16 protein-coding genes are annotated in these 18,727 nt (G+C 41.3%); 14 read left to right on the forward strand and 2 right to left on the reverse strand.

Annotation, left to right across the window (positions count from 1 at the left end; translation table 11 throughout):
* Window positions 1-748 precede the first annotated feature (748 nt).
* The 3 genes from LZ23_RS03615 to LZ23_RS03625 are packed head-to-tail and all read left to right on the forward strand — an operon-like array spanning window position 749 to window position 2,488.
* The gene (locus LZ23_RS03615; protein WP_045211675.1) at window positions 749-1,063 is read left to right on the forward strand and encodes a type II toxin-antitoxin system HigB family toxin; all 315 of its coding nucleotides are present in this window, start codon (window positions 749-751) and stop codon (window positions 1,061-1,063) included.
* The gene (locus LZ23_RS03620) at window positions 1,044-2,231 is read left to right on the forward strand and encodes an ImmA/IrrE family metallo-endopeptidase (RefSeq protein ID WP_045211677.1); all 1,188 of its coding nucleotides are present in this window, start codon (window positions 1,044-1,046) and stop codon (window positions 2,229-2,231) included. Before LZ23_RS03615 ends, LZ23_RS03620 begins: the two co-directional genes overlap by 20 nt.
* Before the next feature lie 26 nt (window positions 2,232-2,257).
* Window positions 2,258-2,488, forward strand: a complete 231-nt coding sequence (locus LZ23_RS03625) for a hypothetical protein (RefSeq protein ID WP_045211679.1) — start codon at window positions 2,258-2,260, stop codon at window positions 2,486-2,488.
* A 64-nt stretch (window positions 2,489-2,552) separates the two neighbouring features.
* Here LZ23_RS03625 and LZ23_RS03630 read toward each other — a convergent pair whose 3' ends face one another.
* Window positions 2,553-3,827, reverse strand: coding sequence for an ATP-binding protein (locus LZ23_RS03630; protein WP_045211681.1), 1,275 nt, complete (start codon window positions 3,825-3,827; stop codon window positions 2,553-2,555).
* A 123-nt stretch (window positions 3,828-3,950) separates the two neighbouring features.
* Here LZ23_RS03630 and LZ23_RS23880 point away from each other — a divergent pair, with 123 nt between their 5' ends.
* The 11 genes from LZ23_RS23880 (at window position 3,951) to LZ23_RS03685 (ending at window position 17,988) form a co-directional block, all read left to right on the forward strand.
* The gene (locus LZ23_RS23880) at window positions 3,951-4,211 is read left to right on the forward strand and encodes a DUF4143 domain-containing protein (RefSeq protein WP_157493095.1); all 261 of its coding nucleotides are present in this window, start codon (window positions 3,951-3,953) and stop codon (window positions 4,209-4,211) included.
* Window positions 4,212-4,536: 325 nt separating this feature from the next.
* Window positions 4,537-5,682, forward strand: coding sequence for an ATP-binding protein (locus LZ23_RS22260; RefSeq protein WP_052507084.1), 1,146 nt, complete (start codon window positions 4,537-4,539; stop codon window positions 5,680-5,682).
* Window positions 5,683-5,813: 131 nt separating this feature from the next.
* Window positions 5,814-6,254 carry an ATP-binding protein gene (locus tag LZ23_RS25275; protein ID WP_052507085.1) on the forward strand — a complete coding sequence of 147 codons (441 nt, stop codon included), beginning with the start codon at window positions 5,814-5,816 and terminating at the stop codon, window positions 6,252-6,254.
* Window positions 6,187-6,942 carry an ATP-binding protein gene (locus tag LZ23_RS22265; RefSeq protein WP_198145891.1) on the forward strand — a complete coding sequence of 252 codons (756 nt, stop codon included), beginning with the start codon at window positions 6,187-6,189 and terminating at the stop codon, window positions 6,940-6,942. The genes LZ23_RS25275 and LZ23_RS22265 overlap by 68 nt, the downstream gene beginning before the upstream one ends.
* A 365-nt stretch (window positions 6,943-7,307) precedes the next feature.
* Window positions 7,308-7,730: a hypothetical protein gene (locus tag LZ23_RS03650; RefSeq protein WP_157493097.1), complete on the forward strand. Its 423-nt coding sequence runs from the start codon at window positions 7,308-7,310 to the stop codon at window positions 7,728-7,730.
* Between the two features lie 523 nt (window positions 7,731-8,253).
* Window positions 8,254-8,703 (forward strand): hypothetical protein, encoded by a 450-nt coding sequence (locus LZ23_RS03655; RefSeq protein ID WP_157493098.1) that lies wholly within the window; start codon window positions 8,254-8,256, stop codon window positions 8,701-8,703.
* A gap of 595 nt (window positions 8,704-9,298) precedes the next feature.
* Window positions 9,299-10,204, forward strand: coding sequence for a hypothetical protein (locus tag LZ23_RS03665; protein ID WP_045211690.1), 906 nt, complete (start codon window positions 9,299-9,301; stop codon window positions 10,202-10,204).
* A gap of 25 nt (window positions 10,205-10,229) precedes the next feature.
* Window positions 10,230-12,035, forward strand: a complete 1,806-nt coding sequence (locus LZ23_RS03670; RefSeq protein ID WP_045211691.1) for a CDP-glycerol glycerophosphotransferase family protein — start codon at window positions 10,230-10,232, stop codon at window positions 12,033-12,035.
* Window positions 12,036-12,487: 452 nt separating this feature from the next.
* Window positions 12,488-13,273 carry a phosphocholine cytidylyltransferase family protein gene (locus LZ23_RS03675; RefSeq protein ID WP_084590880.1) on the forward strand — a complete coding sequence of 262 codons (786 nt, stop codon included), beginning with the start codon at window positions 12,488-12,490 and terminating at the stop codon, window positions 13,271-13,273.
* Between the two features lie 13 nt (window positions 13,274-13,286).
* Window positions 13,287-16,127 (forward strand): glycosyltransferase, encoded by a 2,841-nt coding sequence (locus LZ23_RS22270; RefSeq protein ID WP_198145888.1) that lies wholly within the window; start codon window positions 13,287-13,289, stop codon window positions 16,125-16,127.
* A gap of 4 nt (window positions 16,128-16,131) precedes the next feature.
* Window positions 16,132-17,988 carry a CDP-glycerol glycerophosphotransferase family protein gene (locus tag LZ23_RS03685; RefSeq protein WP_157493099.1) on the forward strand — a complete coding sequence of 619 codons (1,857 nt, stop codon included), beginning with the start codon at window positions 16,132-16,134 and terminating at the stop codon, window positions 17,986-17,988.
* Here LZ23_RS03685 and LZ23_RS03690 read toward each other — a convergent pair.
* Entirely contained in the window at window positions 17,978-18,664 is a 687-nt protein-coding gene (locus LZ23_RS03690) for a glycosyltransferase family A protein (protein WP_045211695.1), read from the reverse strand. The two genes, LZ23_RS03685 and LZ23_RS03690, sit on opposite strands and share 11 nt — an antisense overlap.
* Window positions 18,665-18,727 lie beyond the last annotated feature (63 nt).

Below are 18,727 nucleotides of genomic sequence, written 5' to 3' on the forward strand. Positions count from 1 at the left end.
ACTGGTTTTAACCATGAACCCTGAACAATTGGACATGCCATGGAACTGAAGATTTTCTGGGTCGTCGACATGACGAATGGGGCTTGTCTAGACATTTACTGACTGGACTATGCCTAGATCCTGATGGGTGTTTGGTGCAGTCATATTAAGAGCTGCAACCAGTAAAAAGAAATAACAGGAATATGTCAAAGATCGGCTAAGCGGCTCGTCGGCCAAGTGCTAACGCGTCCTCAGCAAGAAAACCAAAATTTCTTGCAACAGGAGAGTATTGTCTCTTGACAGAGGGCCTTTTAATGGGAGTTAAATCCAGCGCAGCTGGAACGCAAGGCGTTATTTAACCGGGCAGGGACTATAAAGGCAGACATAAGAGAAAGTCATTCCCTCGCCAAAGGCAATGACATTTTTTTATACCGGCAAGTCGCCGGGTGAACAATGTTTTAGTCTGTCTTTAACGTCTGACTTATCGTCTGTGGTTAAAATAAGATAAGAATTGATCAGAGTGGCCAGACGAATATCGGAAGTTTTTCCAGCAAAGTATGCGGAGACCAAGAAAAGCTGACATACTCCCGGGCATGCTTGAAGGCTAGCATAACCAGGAGAAAGGCTACCCAACATGCATCTCCATGAATGATTGGATAAGCCCTCTGCCGACTTAACTTTCCAGGCTCTAAAGCCGGAAGAGCTACAAATGTTCCCTCCATGGGAACTTTATCTTGACAGCCAATCTGGGAACAATTAGGTTGAGAGTGTGAACATAGTCAGCCGAAAAACACTGAATTGCTATTGCGAGAAATATGCTGATGCGAGAGGAAGCCTTCTATCTTGGTATGATCGCGTTTCGAAGAAAAAATACTCTAATCATGCGAAGCTGAAAGAGGATTTTCCAAGTGCTGATCATGTCGGCGACAATAGGTATGTATTCCATATAAAAGGAAATCATTTCAGGCTGATTGTTTGGATTCGGTTTGAGACAGGTCAGATACTTGTGAAGTGGTTTGGACCTCATGCCGAATACGATAAAATATTAGCAGCAGAGGTGAGTTATGATGATCCGTGCCATTAAAACAGATGCTGACTACGAAGCAGCGCTGGCTCGGGTCGAAGAAATTTTCGACTCGGAACCCGGTAGCCCTGAGTTTGACGAACTGGAGGTCTGGGGTACTCTCATTGGTGCATATGAAGATGAGAATCACCCTGTTCCGCCGCCAACTCCGCTTGAGGCTATTGAATTTGTCATGGACCAGCAGGGGCTGAAACAAAAAGACCTTGTTCCGTTTATTGGTTCAAAAAGCAAAGTATCTGAGGTGCTTGCTGGAAAAAGAAAGCTGACACTGAAAATGATACGTGCACTGCACGAAGGATTGGGTATTCCCGCAGACACTCTCCTGAAGGAGCCGGGTAAAAAATTGCCTGAGACCTTGGCTGACGTTCATTGGAGCCAATTCCCTGTAAGGGAAATGGCCAAACGTGGTTGGATTAAAGATGCCAAAGACTTGATGGATAGAGCCGAGGAGGCTGTGCGAAATCTCATGGCGCAGGTCGGCCAGCCAGACTGCCTGCCCACAGCGTGTTATCGTTGCGGGATTTCCAGGACTGCGGCTGACATCGATATGTATGCTGTTCAGGCGTGGCTGCTTGGGGTTCAGCTCAAGGCACAACATATTGAAACAACAGGTACCTACGACGGCAATCTGGATGAGACCTTTTTAAGTCGTTTGGCCAGGCTGAGTATGTTTAGCGATGGCCCGCAAAAAGCAGTTGAGTATCTCAGTTCAAAGGGGATTAAGCTGGTTGTTGAGCCGCACTTCCCCCATACGAAGCTGGATGGCGCTGCAATCCTGCAATCAGGCGTGCCCATCGTCGCACTGACGTTGAGATACGACAGAATTGATAATTATTGGTTTACTTTGCTTCATGAATGCGCCCATGTGATAAAGCATCTTTCGGAAGACAACAGCCTCATTCTTGACGATTTTGAATCCGAAGCTGTTGATGCAAGAGAACACGAAGCTAATATCCTTGCTCGTGATGCCGTTGTGCCTCTTGAGACATGGGAGAATCATAAAATAACGAAGGTAAAGCACCCCAAGAAGGATCATGTCATTGGCCTCGCAAGTCAGATGGAGGTTCATCCTGCGCTGATCGCTGGGCGTGTTCGATATGAAAGAAAAAAATACAATATTTTTTCAAACCTTGTTGGGAATCGGGATGTGCGTAAATTATTTGCTTAAATAGTTTTTAGCCCTTGAACATATGCATGAAAGCTGGATACGTATCCTGGATCGCTGGGGTCCCCTACCCTTTTCAAAACAATATCCGCCACCTGCCGAGAGAAGCAGTTTTTGAGTGCCTTGAGGGACTGTATGAAGCCAGCCAGGCCATGAATGGCTCCCCTGCAAATTTCAAAGACTGGATACTTTCAATTTTTGGACAGGTAATTTCAGACTGTTTCATGCTTCCATACAACAAAAGACAAGTCGCCGGGTGAACAATGTTTTAGTCTGTCTTTAACGTCTGACTTATCGTCTGTGGCTAAAAATAAGAAAAGAATTTCAAGCAAACTTATTCAACCCTTCGAGTTCAAATGGTGATAACAGGCAAACTTCTTTTGAAGGTTGATTATTGTATGGATTAATAAGGTAAAGCCCCTGGCTTTGGCTGTAATTCTCACAGAATGTGAAAAGCCCCTGAAAGTCAGATACCTTCAGGTGGCTCTTGTACTTGATCTCTACGGGAACTGGACCGCTGTCGTGGTTTAAAACCAAATCAACTTCCTGTCGATTTTTTGTTCGCCAGAATTTCAAGCGATCCGGCTTGAATCCATTTTTTATCAGCTCTGAAATCACAAATCCTTCAAACAAAAAAGAGGCGTCTGGCCGGATTTGCGGGCCGTTGAAGTTATTCAAGAAATAATTTCTTACTCCATTGTCTAAAAAGTAAATCTTGGGCGTTTTGACCAGCTCCTTGTTGCGATTGGTAAAGAAAGGAGTATGGACAGTAATGATGAAGGTTTCCCGCAGGATTTCCACATAATTCTTGGCGGTTTTTTCGTTTATCGAGGCGACTTGAGCCAGCTGACTGTAAGGAGTCTCCTGACCGTTATTTATTGCCAGGTGCTGAATGAGGGTTTTGGCATGTTTGATACGGTCCAGGGCTAAAAAGTCCACCAGATCTTTTTTCACGTAAAGATCAAAAATTGAAGCAAGAACTTCTTCTTTCTCCTGGTCCTGGACCTGGGCGACTTCAGGATAGCCGCCATAAATCATGAATTTTTCAAGTTCAGTAAATACCTCAGGAACCAGCACTTTAAGATTTTTACTTTTAACCCCTGAAATATTGTTGACTTTTTCCAGCAGTTCACTTTGATCGACAAACTCTAAGTATTCCTTGAAGGATAAAGGATACACCCTGACAGTTCGCTTACGTCCGGCCAGACTTTCCTGGACGCGCTCATTAATTGCCAGTGAGGATGAGCCTGAAGCAAATATCTTTACATCAGGATGATGGTCCGCAAGATTTTTTAGAACCAGACTTATATCCGAATACCTTTGAAATTCATCAAGAAAAAGAAAAAAGCGCCGCTCGTGATTGGGTTTGTACCCGTTAAGCTTCAGAATATTCAAGCAATTTTCATAAGTGCTCACTTTTTCATAGTTGGAGTACACATCAAGGTCTAAAAACAGCTTGGGGCAATCTTGAGGAAGCCTTCTATATATTTCACTGAGCAAGGTTGTCTTTCCAACCTGCCTTGCTCCAATCAGAAGCGTAATTTTATTATTTTTACTCTGTTCTTCTAATCTGGAAAATATTTGGCGGTTTTTATACATTTTTATATCACCTTTTTCGGGTTTTCTTTCCGGAAAATATTAAACTATTCCGGAATGAGGGGCAAGAAAAAGATTAATGGCCACAGACAAAAAGGGCAGACGAAATCCATTTCAGCTGGCAATTTGCCAGCTGAAATGGATTTCGTACTTAGTGATGGCCAAAGCATCATTGCCGTGGAAGTCAAGCCGGGCCGCATGGCCCGTCCTTCTGTCTCTCGTTCCGCCAGAAGCTTTTTGGAAGCCTATGCGCCTCGCATGCTTTTTGTGTTCAACCAGACTTTGGATACAACAATTACCGTACAGGATCGACCCGTACGGTTTGTTCCGCTGGAAGCTGCCATCCCGGAAATTGTGAAGCACGCATTGGAAGATGTCCGGTTTTGATAAGTCTGTTGGCCACTCCGAAGAAACGCAAGCCAACAGGGTCAGGCAAAATATACTTTTTCGCTGTCCATGATAGGGAATCTCGGCGGCAGGATTCATAGCATTTAGTACTTGACAATTCAAAGTGGTCCAAGTCATGTCTGACACAGAATTAACATCTCATATAAGGAATTTTTCCACGCGATCCCGAAAGTTCAGGTCGTTATCCTGTTTGGGTCTGTAGCGCATGGTCGCTTGACAGCTTCAAGCAGCCGGCACCCATAAACATGTACGTATGTTTTGATCGGCTCCGCAATGAAAAAGTTATCACCGAGGGGGAGAGTTCATGAGCGAATTACAGCCTTTTACCAACATTCCACCTTTCATTAACCGCGACGTGGAGATGCGTTTTTTGCAGTCATGGATCGAGGAGAAGCCCAAGAATATCTTGTTCTTGTACGGCCCCAAATCCAGCGGCAAGACCACGTTGATTTACCAGTTCATTGAACGTAACCTTCCCCGGACAGAGTATGACATCAAGCATTTTAACCTGCGCAAATTGTTGCTGATCAACTACGAGAGCTTTTTGCGGGCCTTTTTCGAGCGTAAGGACAGCCAACAGGTCAAGGAGACCAGGCAATACGACCTGAAGGTGTTCAAGCTCAGCGTGGAGACGCTCAAGGGGCTGGAGAGCAGGGAGCTGGATCCGTTCATTGTCATGGAAAAGGAGCTGGAAAAAATCAACAAAAAAGGCAAGCGCCCGCTGATTATCATTGACGAGCTGCAGGCCCTGGCCGAAATCTATTTCAACGGCGGCCGAGAGTTGATCAACGAGATGTTTAACTTCTTCGTGGCCATGACCAAGGAATCCCATCTGTGTCACGTACTTATTGCCAGCTCGGACGGATATTTTATTGAACGATTGTACAACGACAGCAAGCTCAGAAAGACCAGCGAGCTGTTCGAGGTGGACTACCTGCCCAAGGAGGATATTGTTTACTGGCTGAACAATCTGGAAAAAGAGTCCAATATCACCGATTTTATCTTGACCAGTGAACAGATTGAATACTTCTGGGAACACTTTGGGGGCAGTATCTGGGAAATATCTAATTTGCTGGGAAAAATGATCTCAATAGCCCAGAAAAGCACTGTGCCCCGGCCCGAAATGGAGCGGATTGTTTCCCGATACATGATGCAGGCAAAGAGTTATTTCAAGGAATACGGAGCACTTGATCCCTCCAGAACTGCTTTGCTTCGTGAAATATATGCCGCTGTTTCCAGGAATGGTTGTTTCGATGAATTGGCTTTGGGCGGTTTACTGAACAATGAAGTTTATGCCGACAAGAAGGCTTTGCAGGAAGAGCTGCGCTACCTGGTGCAACAAAACTTCCTTTACTACAATCCAACTCTTGCGGAATACAAACTCCAGGGGCGAAGCATGGAGATTGGATTGGGGATGTTTTTGCATGAAGTCGACGCAGTGCGCGCATAGCCTGTACCAAAGTCGGGCGTAAAATGATTTTTTACACCCGGCTCTGAAAAGGCTGCCCTTGTGTTTTCTTTCTTCGTGAATTTTGTGCCTTTGTGGTTCTATACAAACTTTTATTTATGCAGGAGTTGACCATGCGTTACAAAAAGGAACCCGCATTTATTAATCGGCAGGCCGAGTTGGGTTATCTCAGTTCCTGGATAGAAGAACGTCCGGAGCATATTCTGTTCCTTTACGGTCCCAAATCCAGCGGCAAGACCACGTTGTTATACCAGTTCATTAAACGTAACCTTCCCCGGACAGAGTATGACATCAAACATTTCAATCTGAGGGAGTTGCTGCTGATCAACTACGAGAGCTTCCTAAGGGCCTTTTTCGAGCTCAAGGACAGCCAACAGGTCAAGGAGACTCGGGCAATACGACCTGAAGGTGTTCAAGCTCAGCGTGGAGACGCTCAAGGGGCTGGAAAGCAGGGAACTGGATCCGTTCATCGTCATGAAGCGGGAGTTGGAAAAAATCACCAGAAAAGGCAAGCGCCCGCTGATTATCATCGACGAGTTGCAGGCCCTGGCTGAGATCTATTTTAATGGTGGCCGAGAGCTGCTCAACGAGATGTTCAACTTTTTCGTGGCCATGACCAAGGAATCCCATCTGTGTCACGTACTTATTGCCAGTTCTGACGGGTATTTTATTGAACGATTGTACAACGACAGCAAGCTCAGAAAGACCAGCGAACTGTTCGAGGTGGACTACCTGCCCAAGGAGGATATTGTTTACTGGCTGAACAATCTGGAAAAAGAGTCCAATATCACCGACTTTACCTTGACCAGTGAACAGATTGAATACGTCTGGGAGCATTTTGGGGGCAGCATTTGGGAAATATCAAACCTGCTCGGGCAGTTTTTGAAGGTGTGTCAAGACGGAATGGTTCCCCAGGAGGAAATGGAGCGTGTCGTTGCCAGGTATGTCATGCAGGCCAGGAGCTACTTTGAGGAGTATGCCGGTCTGAAGAAACATCGTCATTCTTTTTTTTCTGAAGTCAACAAGAGTCTTGCCAAAGGATTTTTCAAGGAGACTGACCTGGTGGCTCTTGTGGAAAGTGGTGTGTTTACCGAGGATGGGCTGCGAGAGGAATTGAACGGTCTGGTGCAGAAGAACTTCTTCTACTACAACCCCACCCGGGCAGAGTATAAACTCCAGGGGCGAAGCATGGAGATTGGATTGGGGATGTTTTTGCATGAAGTCGACGCAGTGCGCGCATAGCCTGGTGCCAAAATGGTATCAATGTCTTGCATGGTTGGTTTAGCCCCAGGATTTGAGTGAAAACACATCAAAAAATCTGCCTGGAAAATTCAGTTTCAGATCTGTGTTCAAAAAAATATAAAGAGCGTCTATGGGCTCTGTAAATGAGCTACTTGTGAAGAATTTTCTCAAGGTAAGACTGATCTCGCATAGAGGTGTCATGATGGCACTTTGGCTGTATTCAGATGTAGAGCGAGTGATGATGGCCCCAGTCACCAGCCCAAGTGAAATCAGTTCCGCTGGCCATTAAATCAAAGATCAAACTGAGGCTTGACAAAGGGACTTGGACGTCGAATAGTCTGACAATCAAGCATTGACAGACAATTGTGACAAGAAAAATATGTGCATCTGGTCAAGATGAAAATATGAAAATAAACAGCTATCATAGTGCAGGCTCGACGTACCCTAAACTTAAGCCCCAAAAGACAATAAATATTTCTGATGTTGAATGGATTGGTTTTCGTTTTTTAGACAATATTTCCAAAACTTTTAAATATAACAACAAATATTACAAGGCCATTTATCCTAATGCTATGGAATACACTTTGAACTTGTTTAAAAGTGGAATTATTGATGGGCTAATAGAAAAAAAAATTATCCCTGAAACAACAATTACAAACTATACTATTGACAAATTTCCATTAGTTTTGATGCAGGAAACTGAATTTTTCAACATTGACTCAATTAACTGGAACCCATTAATGTTGAAAGATGCTGCAAAAAAAGTTATTGATTTACAAAATTTTTAATTAGGCATGACTTAATGCTTAAAGATGGCCACACTAAAAATATAATATTCCAAGAAAACTGTACACCTAAGTGGTGTGATATTGGCAGCATAGTATCACTCAATGACAAGCAGCAATTTTGTACACGTGATATAATAAGTGATTATTTGTATCCATTAATGATCAGAGAACACTCTATCAGTTTAGCAAGAATTTCAAGATATCTTTCCAAATATCATTGCACTGAACGAGAATTCTATTATATCACAAATAAACAATTAAATGTCAATAGCGATAAGGCAATTGATAACATAAATCAAATTGAACACTTAATTAACAACATAAGCTTTAAATTTTGCAAAAATTTATACCTAAACAAATATAATGAATCCTGTTTAAGCAAGATAAGGAGTAAAAGATAGACCTGAATAATTTCAGAAGGCATCAAAACAGCACAAGAATTGACATAATCAAAAAAATATTAATTGGGCTTAAGCCCCAAACAGTCCTCGATATTGGTTCCAACCTGGGCGTTTTATCTATATTGGCAGCTCAGACCGGGGCAGAAGTATTAGCAGTAGGTGAGGATGAATGTTTTTCTTGTATGTGTTACGAAAATCTGAAACTCTATGATGGGCTCAAAGCAAAAACAGTTTTGGCATCAGCTGAGTACCTTCCTGGAAATATGCCAGATTTAGTTTTAGCAATTGATCTGACGCACATTTTATTTTTTATAGGCTGTTACAGGCTGGAAATTATCGCAAAGTTGTTAGCAAATCGTACAAGCAATGCTTTACTTACAGAATTTAAGCCTAATGGTATGGATGAATGTATCCCAAAAACCGGATCTTTACAAAAAAACTATAACATAGATCTTTTTCTAACTGAGTTATCGAAATTTTTCAAAACAGTGAGGCCCATACCCCCACCTGGACAAGAAAACGCAGAAGAAAGCATTATTATATTAGCAAAAAACAAAAGAATATCTGGATAGTAACAGTTTAGCCATTTGCATGTGGCACGGCTTCCTGCCCGGAGGCATACAGCCCGGAGGGGGACTGGCTCTCCCAGCCCTTGTTTTATTGAGTCTGTGTTTTACATCAACAAAAAACAAGGGCAGAGGTGCCTGTCCCATGCTTTCCTTAGAAAAAAACTAAACTATTACTCTGGATAAATTGCTAAACTTTCATCAATTTTGAGCCTTCAGTATGTTCGGGAGCATTACCCGTTTCTGAAAAGTCAACTGGGGACAGTCCCGAAGCCAGAGAAAATCTCCGAGTCAAGCTGTAAAAAATCGGGCTTATACCCCGAAACAGCTATGACATACAACTCGGATTTAAAGTATCTGCAGGGAGCATTACGCGTTTCTGACAACCAGATAGGGGACAGTCCCGAAGCCAGGGACAGTCCCCGTGCCAAGCCATGATAAACCGCTTTTAACCCCAAAAAAGCCTGTGACAAACACATCAATTTTTTCAGTTGTCAGAAACGCGTAATGCTCCCGATTTAAAGTTTTTTGAAACGGGTAATGCCCCCCTTTTATAAACCTTAGCACCAGGCAGGCTGCCTGTTGTGGTGAATAGTTACATATGAAAAACACTGACTGCATTATCAACGTATGCCAGAAGCCCTTTCAGACTGCCCTCACCCTTTACAGTCTGTTGAAGCATTCTGGCAAGCACATTGACAAAATTTACTTCATAGAAGAAAATGTTCAGCGTGCCGGGTACGTGCCTGTTGACCACAGTCTGGTCATGTCAGAGCTTGAAGACAGAATTGTTTATTTCCAGCCCAAGCATTTTTTTTACAGATCTACAATCAATACCAGCTATCTCAAGGACCAGCAATATAGACACTCCATCCGATACCAGTATGGCTGGGAAAAATCTGACAAAAAATTCATTTTCCTGACTCATAACGACTGCTATTACAAAGGCGACGTAATAGGTCTGCTGCTTGAATCTATAGGGAATAATATTGCGGCGGGTGAAGTCGGCCAGTGCTGGAACTGCCCTGCTCGTCAATTAAGCAAGTGCCAACCTGAAAATTACCAGGATTATAGACCAAGTCTGGATGAACTGAAGCAAATCTATGCTGCAAAAGGAATAAAAAAACGTCCCTATGATGTGCCCAGATTTGGTCATGAATTCCGTGAAAAGCCATGGCCGCTGCCTGAATGCAGGGTCAGTGAATGGGCAGCACTTATTAACCTGAAGAAAGCCAGAAAAATAACCATCCCCTATGGCAGGGCCTTTCCTCTTGGGGCTTTCAGGTTGGCCGGAGCAAACATTCTGGATACTGGTGTAGCCTGGTTCAGAGACATTTCACATATGGGATTTAAGTGTGTCCATGTTAATCTGCGAGATCATTTCCAGCATTTTAAGGGACATAAAGCACTGGACAACGAAGATATATATACTCAGAAAGAAGAAAAGGCATTAAAGATTCTTGGCAAAGAATTCAATATTATCGTACATAACGGTCTAAATTCATAATTATATCTATAGCCCACCAAACAATATGAATATCCTCTTTGTAAGTCATGATTTCTTGCAGACTCCACAATCCTGCAACGCACAATTTATTGAAAAAATTGCAGAAAAAATAAATAAAAAATCTGGATTCAAAGTTGATATTCTCTGTTTGCCTCCAAGCTCAACGGCTGTCAATATTGCCGATAAAAAAAAATCGTCCGCACTGAACATCTTAACAATCAACAGCAAACCCAGATTATTCACTTTTGATGCTGTACGCTCAAAACATGTGTCACATGAAGTTGAAAAAATTTTCATCAAAAACAGTTATGACATCCTCCATATTTTTACTGTAGGAGAATTAACCGTCGCCCCAGTAGAATCAGCCAAAGAGCATGGGTTAAAAATATTTTTTACTCTTTGCGATTTCTGGTTTCTGTGTGAAGAAAATTATGACTTGGCTTCTGATGATTCAGAATGCACAGGTCCGGAAAGTAATGAAAAGTGCGTTCACTGCTTCTTAAATAAATACATACCTGATCACAAAAAAAATAAACTACTGTTTCCAGTCAGGGATCACAAAAAAAGTCGAACCGGCTATCTGAAAAAAATATTTAAAATAGCAGATAACATTGATTCCTTAACATCAGGAGTAAAAAAAACATATGAAAAATTTGGGGTAAAAAATCTCAACATTTCTTTAGACAACTTTGAGTACGATATAGACAGAATTACTGATCATTATATTCACAAATACAATAATATCTCATCTGCAAAAAAACATAGAAAAACAAACCCGCAAAACAAAAAAAGGATTCTTTTTTATTGTTTTGATAAAATGCACATCCCGATTCTGAGTCCCATATATTCAAAAATGAAGAATAAATATCCGAACCATCAATTCGGGTTTGCAGCAATGCCCAAATATAAACATTTTTCCGCAGGCTTTGAAGAAAGCGATCTGAGACTTTTAAAGACCTTTAAGGAATATGTTACTTTTCACCCCCAGAAATTTTTCCCCGACGTAACTATCCTTCCAGACTCTTATTACCCGCACGGATGCGGCAAAATGGTTCATGTAGGACACGGCGTGCTCAGCAAGGGCATATACTATACTGATTCAGCCAGGGCTAAACAGGAAGAAAACGCAGACATGGTGTGCGTACCCGGTGCATATCACCAGCAGATGCTTGAAAGCATAATCAGCAGCCCTGTAATGGCTACAGGAATGCCTAAGCTGGACAATCTTTTTAATGGCAGAATCAACAAGAAAGCAGTATGCAGGCTTTACAATCTACCCGAAAGTTACACATATATATTATACGCGCCCACCTATAACCAGGAACTGACATCTCTTGATTATCTACTGGAAAACATGGACCAGGTTTTAATGACCGATCAGACGATGCTGCTTATAAAACTGCACTCCAGATGCAAGCCAGGACACAGATTAGCGGCTCAAAAACTGGTGCACAAAGATCCTCGAATAGTATTTATATCTGGACAAAATATTACAGAATTCCTGGCCTTAGCAGATGTAATGGTTTCTGATGTTTCTTCAGCAATGATGGAGTTTGCAGCCTTAGACAAGCCCTTGGTGCTCTTCAACAATCCGGCCTGGAAGGACTACGAACACTTTAACCCCAAAGATATTGATTTTGCCTGGAGGGACATAGGATTACAGATAACCCGTTCTGACCAGTTAAAAGATGCTGTTCAGGAATGCTTGCAATACCCTGAAAAACTTTCTGGAATCAGGACCAGGTATACTGACCAGCTTTTTGCCAACAAATACAATGGAGATGCCTCGGACAACATTGCCAGACTTGTGAGCGGACTTGCTGAATCATAGGGGGTGACAAAAAATTGTAATGTGAACAGGTTCCGGGAGGTTAGCCTCGTTGGAATAAATAACATCTAAGACCATCCTTACGAAATACAGCAGGCGTCCACTTCTACAAAGAATAAGGATTCGACTGCAAAAACCTGTTTTTGCAGTCGCAGGTGTCAGGAGACAGTGGTCAGGAGTCAGTAAAAACAAAGAGTTATGAAGATACTTTTTGCCGAGTCGCCTCATTTTTTGACTTTTTGCAGGGAAATCAATAAGGCTTCTATGCAATTCTTAAAATTTAGCCTGCCTGTTGCAAACAGCCAACCGAAACCACGCAACAATTATTTTTACCACGTAAGGCATGATTGATCCCTCAAAAAATTACCTGAAGCCTGATCATAGTTTTAACCAACCCACCATGGCACTCTTATTGCTTATATTTAGGTAAAAAATCAAAAAGCAGGAGCAGACCCATGAAAGCAGTAATCCTTGCCGCAGGTGTAGGCAGTCGATTAGGTCGACCATTCCCCAAATGCCTGACTCAAATGCCTGGTGGAGAGCCCATCCTGGGCAGACAGATCAGAATTTTCAGGGAAGCGGGTATTTCAGAAATAATTGTGGTAGTAGGTTTCAAAAAAACCCTTATCATGGAGCAATACCCGGAAGCTCTCTACAAATATAACCCATTTTATTACATTACAAACACATCAAAGAGCCTTTTATGCGCCCTTGAAAATGTTTACGAAGACGTTGTCTGGGTTAATGGAGATGTGGTCTTTGATCCCCAGGTTGTTAGAGATGTTGTTGGCTCTCCATATAATACTGTGGCTGTAGACCGCAAAAAATGCGGTCAGGAGGAAGTAAAATATACTGAAAACGAACAGGGTTTCATTGACAGCATATCCAAAGAAGTCAAAAATCCCTTAGGCGAGGCAGTCGGGGTGAACAAGATTCAAAAAAATGACATACAGAAATTCATACGGGCTTTGAAACATTGTCATGATGATGACTATTTTGAAAAGGGTATGGAGCTGGCCATGTCTGAAGGCATCAGGTTTAAGGCTCTGGATATTTCTAATTACAGATGCATTGAAGTTGACTTTGAAGATGATCTCATACAGGCCAAAAACATGTTTAATCAATCTGAGAAAGGAACTGAACCAATATTAACCTTGCGTAAAAAAAACATTAAAATTTCTCAAAACGGCCTTCCACTGGAACTGATAGAAGCCAAAAACATAAAAAGAGCCTGCTCCTGAAATCTTGATGAATATGAATCAGACAAAAATCCTTTTTTTTGTAGAAAGAAACCTGCACCTGCCATATCTTGAGCCTGTACATGATTATTTTCAGACAAACTATCCGGAAATCAATCTTGCATTCAGTGCTCCACCTTACAGGTCCTCAACCACGGATCTGCCCGGCTGTGGTTTAGATGAATCAACCATCCAAAGGCTGGCTGGCAAATCCAAATTTATAAAAGATCCTGCTGGATTTGGTCCTGATGCAACCTTGGTCTCGGACATCAATGCTGCCATATATTTACGGGGTTGCGGTCGGATTATAAATGTGGGCCATGGAATGATCAGCAAAGGGTGTTTCTATACTCATCGTCCAATTATAAGACGTGAAAATCTGGCAGATCTGATTTGCGTTCCCGGTCCAATTCATAAAAAAAAATTAAGAAAAAATGTATTCATCCCCATTGAAACCACAGGATTTATAAAATCTGACAAACTTTTCGGGCTAAACGCCCTGAATAGATCCCAGTTCTGTCAGGAATATAACATTGACCCCAAAAAAAACATCATCCTGTTTGCACCTACCTATAACCCGGAACTGTCTGCTATTCCTGTAGTCCAGGAAAAGATCTTTGAACTAACAGGAAATGATAACCATTTGATTATCAAGCTGCACGGCATGACAGATGTAAATTGGGCCAATTATTATAAAACTGAGACCAAAAACAATCCGTTTTGTACTTTTATTGAAGACCAGGATTTGACACCTTGCCTCACAGCCTCTGACCTCCTCATAAGTGACGTTTCTTCTGCCTTTGTTGAATTTATGCTTTTAGACAAGCCTATTGTACTGGTAGAAAATCCCCTTAGAAAAAATTTTATCCATTATGATCCAGAAGATATCGAATACGACGCAAGAAAAGCCTGCGTTGTAGTTAAGGACTTTCAATCCCTGAAAAATTCGATCCACAAAGAATTGAAAAATCCTGACAGACTTTCAGAGTTGAGAAGAAAATGCAGCCGTGAACTTTGTTATGGGCAAGATGGATATTCTGTAAAAAGAACTACTCAGGCTGTTATTGACAACCTGAAAACAGCTTATCCGGTAAAATTTTCAGTTGTTGTTATCTGGGATCATATGCCAGAGAAAAAAGAACTTTTACTGTTCTGGGAAAACTTCAGCGCCTCGACTAAAGGATTTGACTTAGAAGTAATCATGGCCGGACCAAAGCCTGAACTTCCATCACTTACAAGACTATCTTCCAGGTGGATTGAATGCAAGCATCCTGACGCTGAAGTGTTTAACATTGCCGTTAATAAAGCAGAACATGAGCATATAGCTCTGATCAAGCCTAACACAGCCTTGCCACCTGGATGGCTTAAATTCTTATACAACCATTTTAAATGGAACGACAATGTCTTTATTGTACAGGCAATGCATCCAGAAAATGGATACAAGGCTGTAATGGATAAGTTTTTTGATGAAAAAAAGCACCTTCCTTATTCAGAAAAATCATTCATGCTTAATCGGTTTCTCATAGGTTCCAGTATATTAAACAAAAAAATTGACTCTCCATGCATGATGTTCAGTAAAAAAAACTATACCACAATGAATCTTGTGGCAACTAAAAACATATCTATTGATTCATATTTACAAAAATTGTCTGAAGTACAAAGTAAATCCGGAATCAATCCTTTAATGGCCCTTGATGTGTTTGCTTATCCTTATCAAACAATAAAAGACTCCCCAAGGTATCTCCGGAGAAATTCAATTTACGCTAAACCAAAAATGTCAACAAGCTTGATTATACCTGTACATAACAACCTTAAGCTCACCAGACAATGTGTTGATTCCATTCTTAAACATACAGACCTGAAACATTCTGAAATTATTATTATTGACAATGGATCCACTGATGGATCATCTTCTTACCTGACAAGCCTTCATACTCAAGGGCAAATTAAGCTGATCAAAAATCTGACAAACAAGGGTTTTGCCAAAGCTTGTAACCAGGGTGCAAAAGCAGCCCAAAATGAACTATTGTTATTTTTAAATAATGATACCATTGTTACTGAAGACTGGTTGCATAACCTTAATACATGCCTGAAGCGACACCCAAAATGTGCTGCTGTCAGCCCAAAGCTATTATACCCGGATAACACTGTCCAACATGCAGGAGTTGTCTTTACCCGCAAAAAAACAATATGGCATATATATAAAGGCTTACACTCAAATCATCCCGCAGTTAATAAAGAAAGGTCATTTCAGGCCATAACCGCAGCATGCATGTTGACTTACCAACACCTTTTTTTTGAGGTTGGCATGTTTGATGAACGCTTTATAAACGGTTTTGAAGACATTGACCTTTGCCTGAAGTATGCTCAGGCAGGATATAGTTGTTTTTATTGCCCAAAATCTGTTGTTTATCATTTAGAAAGCAAAACTCCTGGCAGGTTCGAAAGAACAAAGGATAACGAGAATTTATTGTTCAGACTATGGTCAAATAAAGTCTCGTGCGATGAACATTTATACTATAATGAAGATCTGATCAACACTGATTATCATACTTGCAAATCAGGTGAAAAAAGCTTTATAATGTATGACCACAACGATAATCATTACTGGAATACCGCCAAAAAACTATGCACAAATACTGAATACAATGAAGCTGAAATGATGTTTCACAAAGCATTACAGTTCAATCCATTTGATGTCAGAAATTTTCAAATTATGGATGACCTGGCTGAATTATACATCAAGATGAATAAGATTATGCTGGCAGAAAAATGTCTTTCTGACCTTGTCAAAGTTGCCCCTTCAGTGGAAAGAGAACAAAAACTGTCTGTTATTCGAAAAAATAAAGAACGGTGAAATTGTGAGTTATATTCCAGACCTGAAGCAAGAGTACGATATATTGTTTTATGCAGAAAGAAGCCTCCACCTCCCTTACCTGGAGCCCATTCACGACTTCCTGCAAACAACTTACCCTCATCTTAAGTTGATATTCTCCTCTCCACCTTATGCTCCTACTAGTGAAGATCAATCAGGAGTTGGATTATGCAAAAGCGATGTTCAAAAGCTTAATCACAAGGGTATGTTTTGCCACGAAACTTCACAAATACAGGCAAAAATTGCAGTCGTTGCTGATGTTTGCCACTTGAGAATACCCCACATCAATCGAGTAGTAAACGTAGGACATGGATTAATATGTAAAGGGCTGTACTATTGCAGAAGCAATGTCACAAAACGTGAAAACCTTTCAGAGCTGCTATGTGTACCCGGACCGTGGCACAAGAGAAGGCTTGAAGATAATGTATTCATTCCCATTGAAGTAACCGGGTACATTAAATCCGACATGCTCTTTGGTCCAGATGCTGTAGATAAGAGCAAATTCTGTATGGACATGAACATAGACCCGGAAAAAAAAATTATTCTCTTTGCGCCAACTTTTAATGAAGAGCTTTCAGCCATTCCTGTGATCAAGGATAAAATATCTGAACTGACTGGACCGGACCGCATTGTGATGGTTAAGCTTCACCATATGACAGACCCGCATTGGGTTCAGATGTACCAGAATATGGCCAGGGAGCACCCTGATATAATTTATTTAGATGGCACTGATTACAGCGGAATGATGCATGCAGCAGATGTTATGGTCAGTGATGTTTCATCCATGTTCATTGAATTCATGTTCTTAAACAAACCAGTGGTTCTGTATAAAAATCCAAAGCTCGAAGAATATCCAGCTTTTAACCCCAATAATATTGAATACAGAATTAGAGATGCAGTTCAAGAGGCAGATACATTCAGTCAACTGCAGCACGAAGTGCAAAAAGCTCTGGATAATCCTAATATGCTCAGCAATAAACGCAAGATGTATATTGAAGAACTTGATTATGGGCAGGATGGGCAGAGCGCAAAGAGAGCAGGAGAAGCAATCTATTCAAGGATTGATCAAAAAAAATATATCCCAAGACAACAACAAAGCTATTCAATCTTTCTTCTACTTGATGAAAGTCATGATAGTAGCATTGTGCAAGCTACTCTTGAGGAAATCTCAAATAAATCAAGTCAACATTCCATTGAAATTTTTCCAGTTAGTGAAAATGACTTAGATATTTTTTCCTTGGAAAATTCAAAATACTCCATTATGGCTAATGGTTGTAAGACAGTAAAATTTAAGCAATCTCTTGCCATGGCAAGAGGAAGCATGGCTGTCTTTCTTTATCCAGGCTGGCACTTTCCCGACAACTGGCTCAAGTGGCTGAACAATCATTTTTTATGGAACCAGGGCACAGGACTGGTTAAGGCTGTCCAGGATATAAACCTAATCCGCTCTACATTTGAAAACACTATTTCTGACACAAAGCTCCCTGTCCTCTGCAAGTCAATGTCCGTTGCCATTCTAAATCTGTGCATTGGCAAGGCAGAAGTCAATGACGGACTCCCCTCATCCTGCGCTATGATTCCACTGCCTGTCCTGAGGGCAAGCGTTGAGGCTGTTCCAGAAATTTACAATGGGGAAATACTTAAGAACTTAGATATATTTGTTACTAATATGGGGCTCACAAGCCTCACTGCCTTAGACACTTTAATTTACCCAATAGACCAGCTATTTTTTATATGGGATAAACAAGCATTGATGGAAGCTGTTACTATACTTAAAAATGAAGGATTGATGGAAGAGGCTGTAAAGTTGATGAAAGAAAATATTCTACGTTTCAGTGAATAACCTGCGACTTTTTACCACTGTCAAAAAGCTGCTTTTGCCTGAAATTAATACCCTTTTTGTCAAGGCCCTGTCCCGAGTCATAAATACCGACAATATCTGTAACCACTTCAACAGTCTTTGCCCTTCTGTAGTATTTCAGCATATTCAGGTAATCTGCTTCATAGCCACCACTACTCTTCCAGCCTCCACATCTGTCCACCACCAGTTCTCTGGAAAGACACAGACATAAAGGATCAATATTTCCCTGCCTGACCAGTGACCTGCCAGGAACATCTTGAGGTAGATATTCACAAGCAAAAGCCCTGCTGACATCAATCCTGGCAATGATCAACTCTGCCTTGAAATATTGCAGGTATATCTGAAAAGCAGAACTGGTTAACTCATTATCATCATCAAGAAAAACTACCTTTTCGCCTTTTGACCTTTTGAGAAGGATATTCCTTATTCCATTACCCCAATTTTTGTCCTCTGGAAGATCATAGTAATATACATTATTTTCTGTAACAACCCTCTCACCCTTCTGACCATCAAAACCTATAAGCACTTCGAACTGATCATGGTTTAGCCCGGCATTATCCGCAGCCTTTAAAACACTTACAATAGCCTGCTCAAGAGCAACCGGTCTGGTTCCACGACTGGGAATAATCAGTGAAAAAAGAATTTCATTGGTATTCATATCTTATAACTTAAAAACCATGCTTAAGGTGTGTCAATAGTCTCTTGCTCATCCAGTAATTTT

Source organism: Desulfonatronovibrio magnus, assembly GCF_000934755.1.
GTDB lineage: Bacteria > Desulfobacterota > Desulfovibrionia > Desulfovibrionales > Desulfonatronovibrionaceae > Desulfonatronovibrio > Desulfonatronovibrio magnus.

Excerpts from the sequence above, each read along its gene's own strand:
- LZ23_RS03620 (WP_045211677.1), top strand. The coding sequence starts at position 1,044 with ATGATGATCCGTGCCATTAAAACAGATGCTGACTACGAAGCAGCGCTG.
- LZ23_RS03625 (WP_045211679.1), top strand. The coding sequence starts at position 2,258 with ATGAAAGCTGGATACGTATCCTGGATCGCTGGGGTCCCCTACCCTTTT.
- LZ23_RS03630 (WP_045211681.1), bottom strand. The coding sequence starts at position 3,827 with ATGTATAAAAACCGCCAAATATTTTCCAGATTAGAAGAACAGAGTAAA.
- LZ23_RS22260 (WP_052507084.1), top strand. The coding sequence starts at position 4,537 with ATGAGCGAATTACAGCCTTTTACCAACATTCCACCTTTCATTAACCGC.
- LZ23_RS25275 (WP_052507085.1), top strand. The coding sequence starts at position 5,814 with ATGCGTTACAAAAAGGAACCCGCATTTATTAATCGGCAGGCCGAGTTG.
- LZ23_RS03665 (WP_045211690.1), top strand. The coding sequence starts at position 9,299 with ATGAAAAACACTGACTGCATTATCAACGTATGCCAGAAGCCCTTTCAG.
- LZ23_RS03670 (WP_045211691.1), top strand. The coding sequence starts at position 10,230 with ATGAATATCCTCTTTGTAAGTCATGATTTCTTGCAGACTCCACAATCC.
- LZ23_RS03675 (WP_084590880.1), top strand. The coding sequence starts at position 12,488 with ATGAAAGCAGTAATCCTTGCCGCAGGTGTAGGCAGTCGATTAGGTCGA.
- LZ23_RS22270 (WP_198145888.1), top strand. The coding sequence starts at position 13,287 with ATGAATCAGACAAAAATCCTTTTTTTTGTAGAAAGAAACCTGCACCTG.
- LZ23_RS03690 (WP_045211695.1), bottom strand. The coding sequence starts at position 18,664 with ATGAATACCAATGAAATTCTTTTTTCACTGATTATTCCCAGTCGTGGA.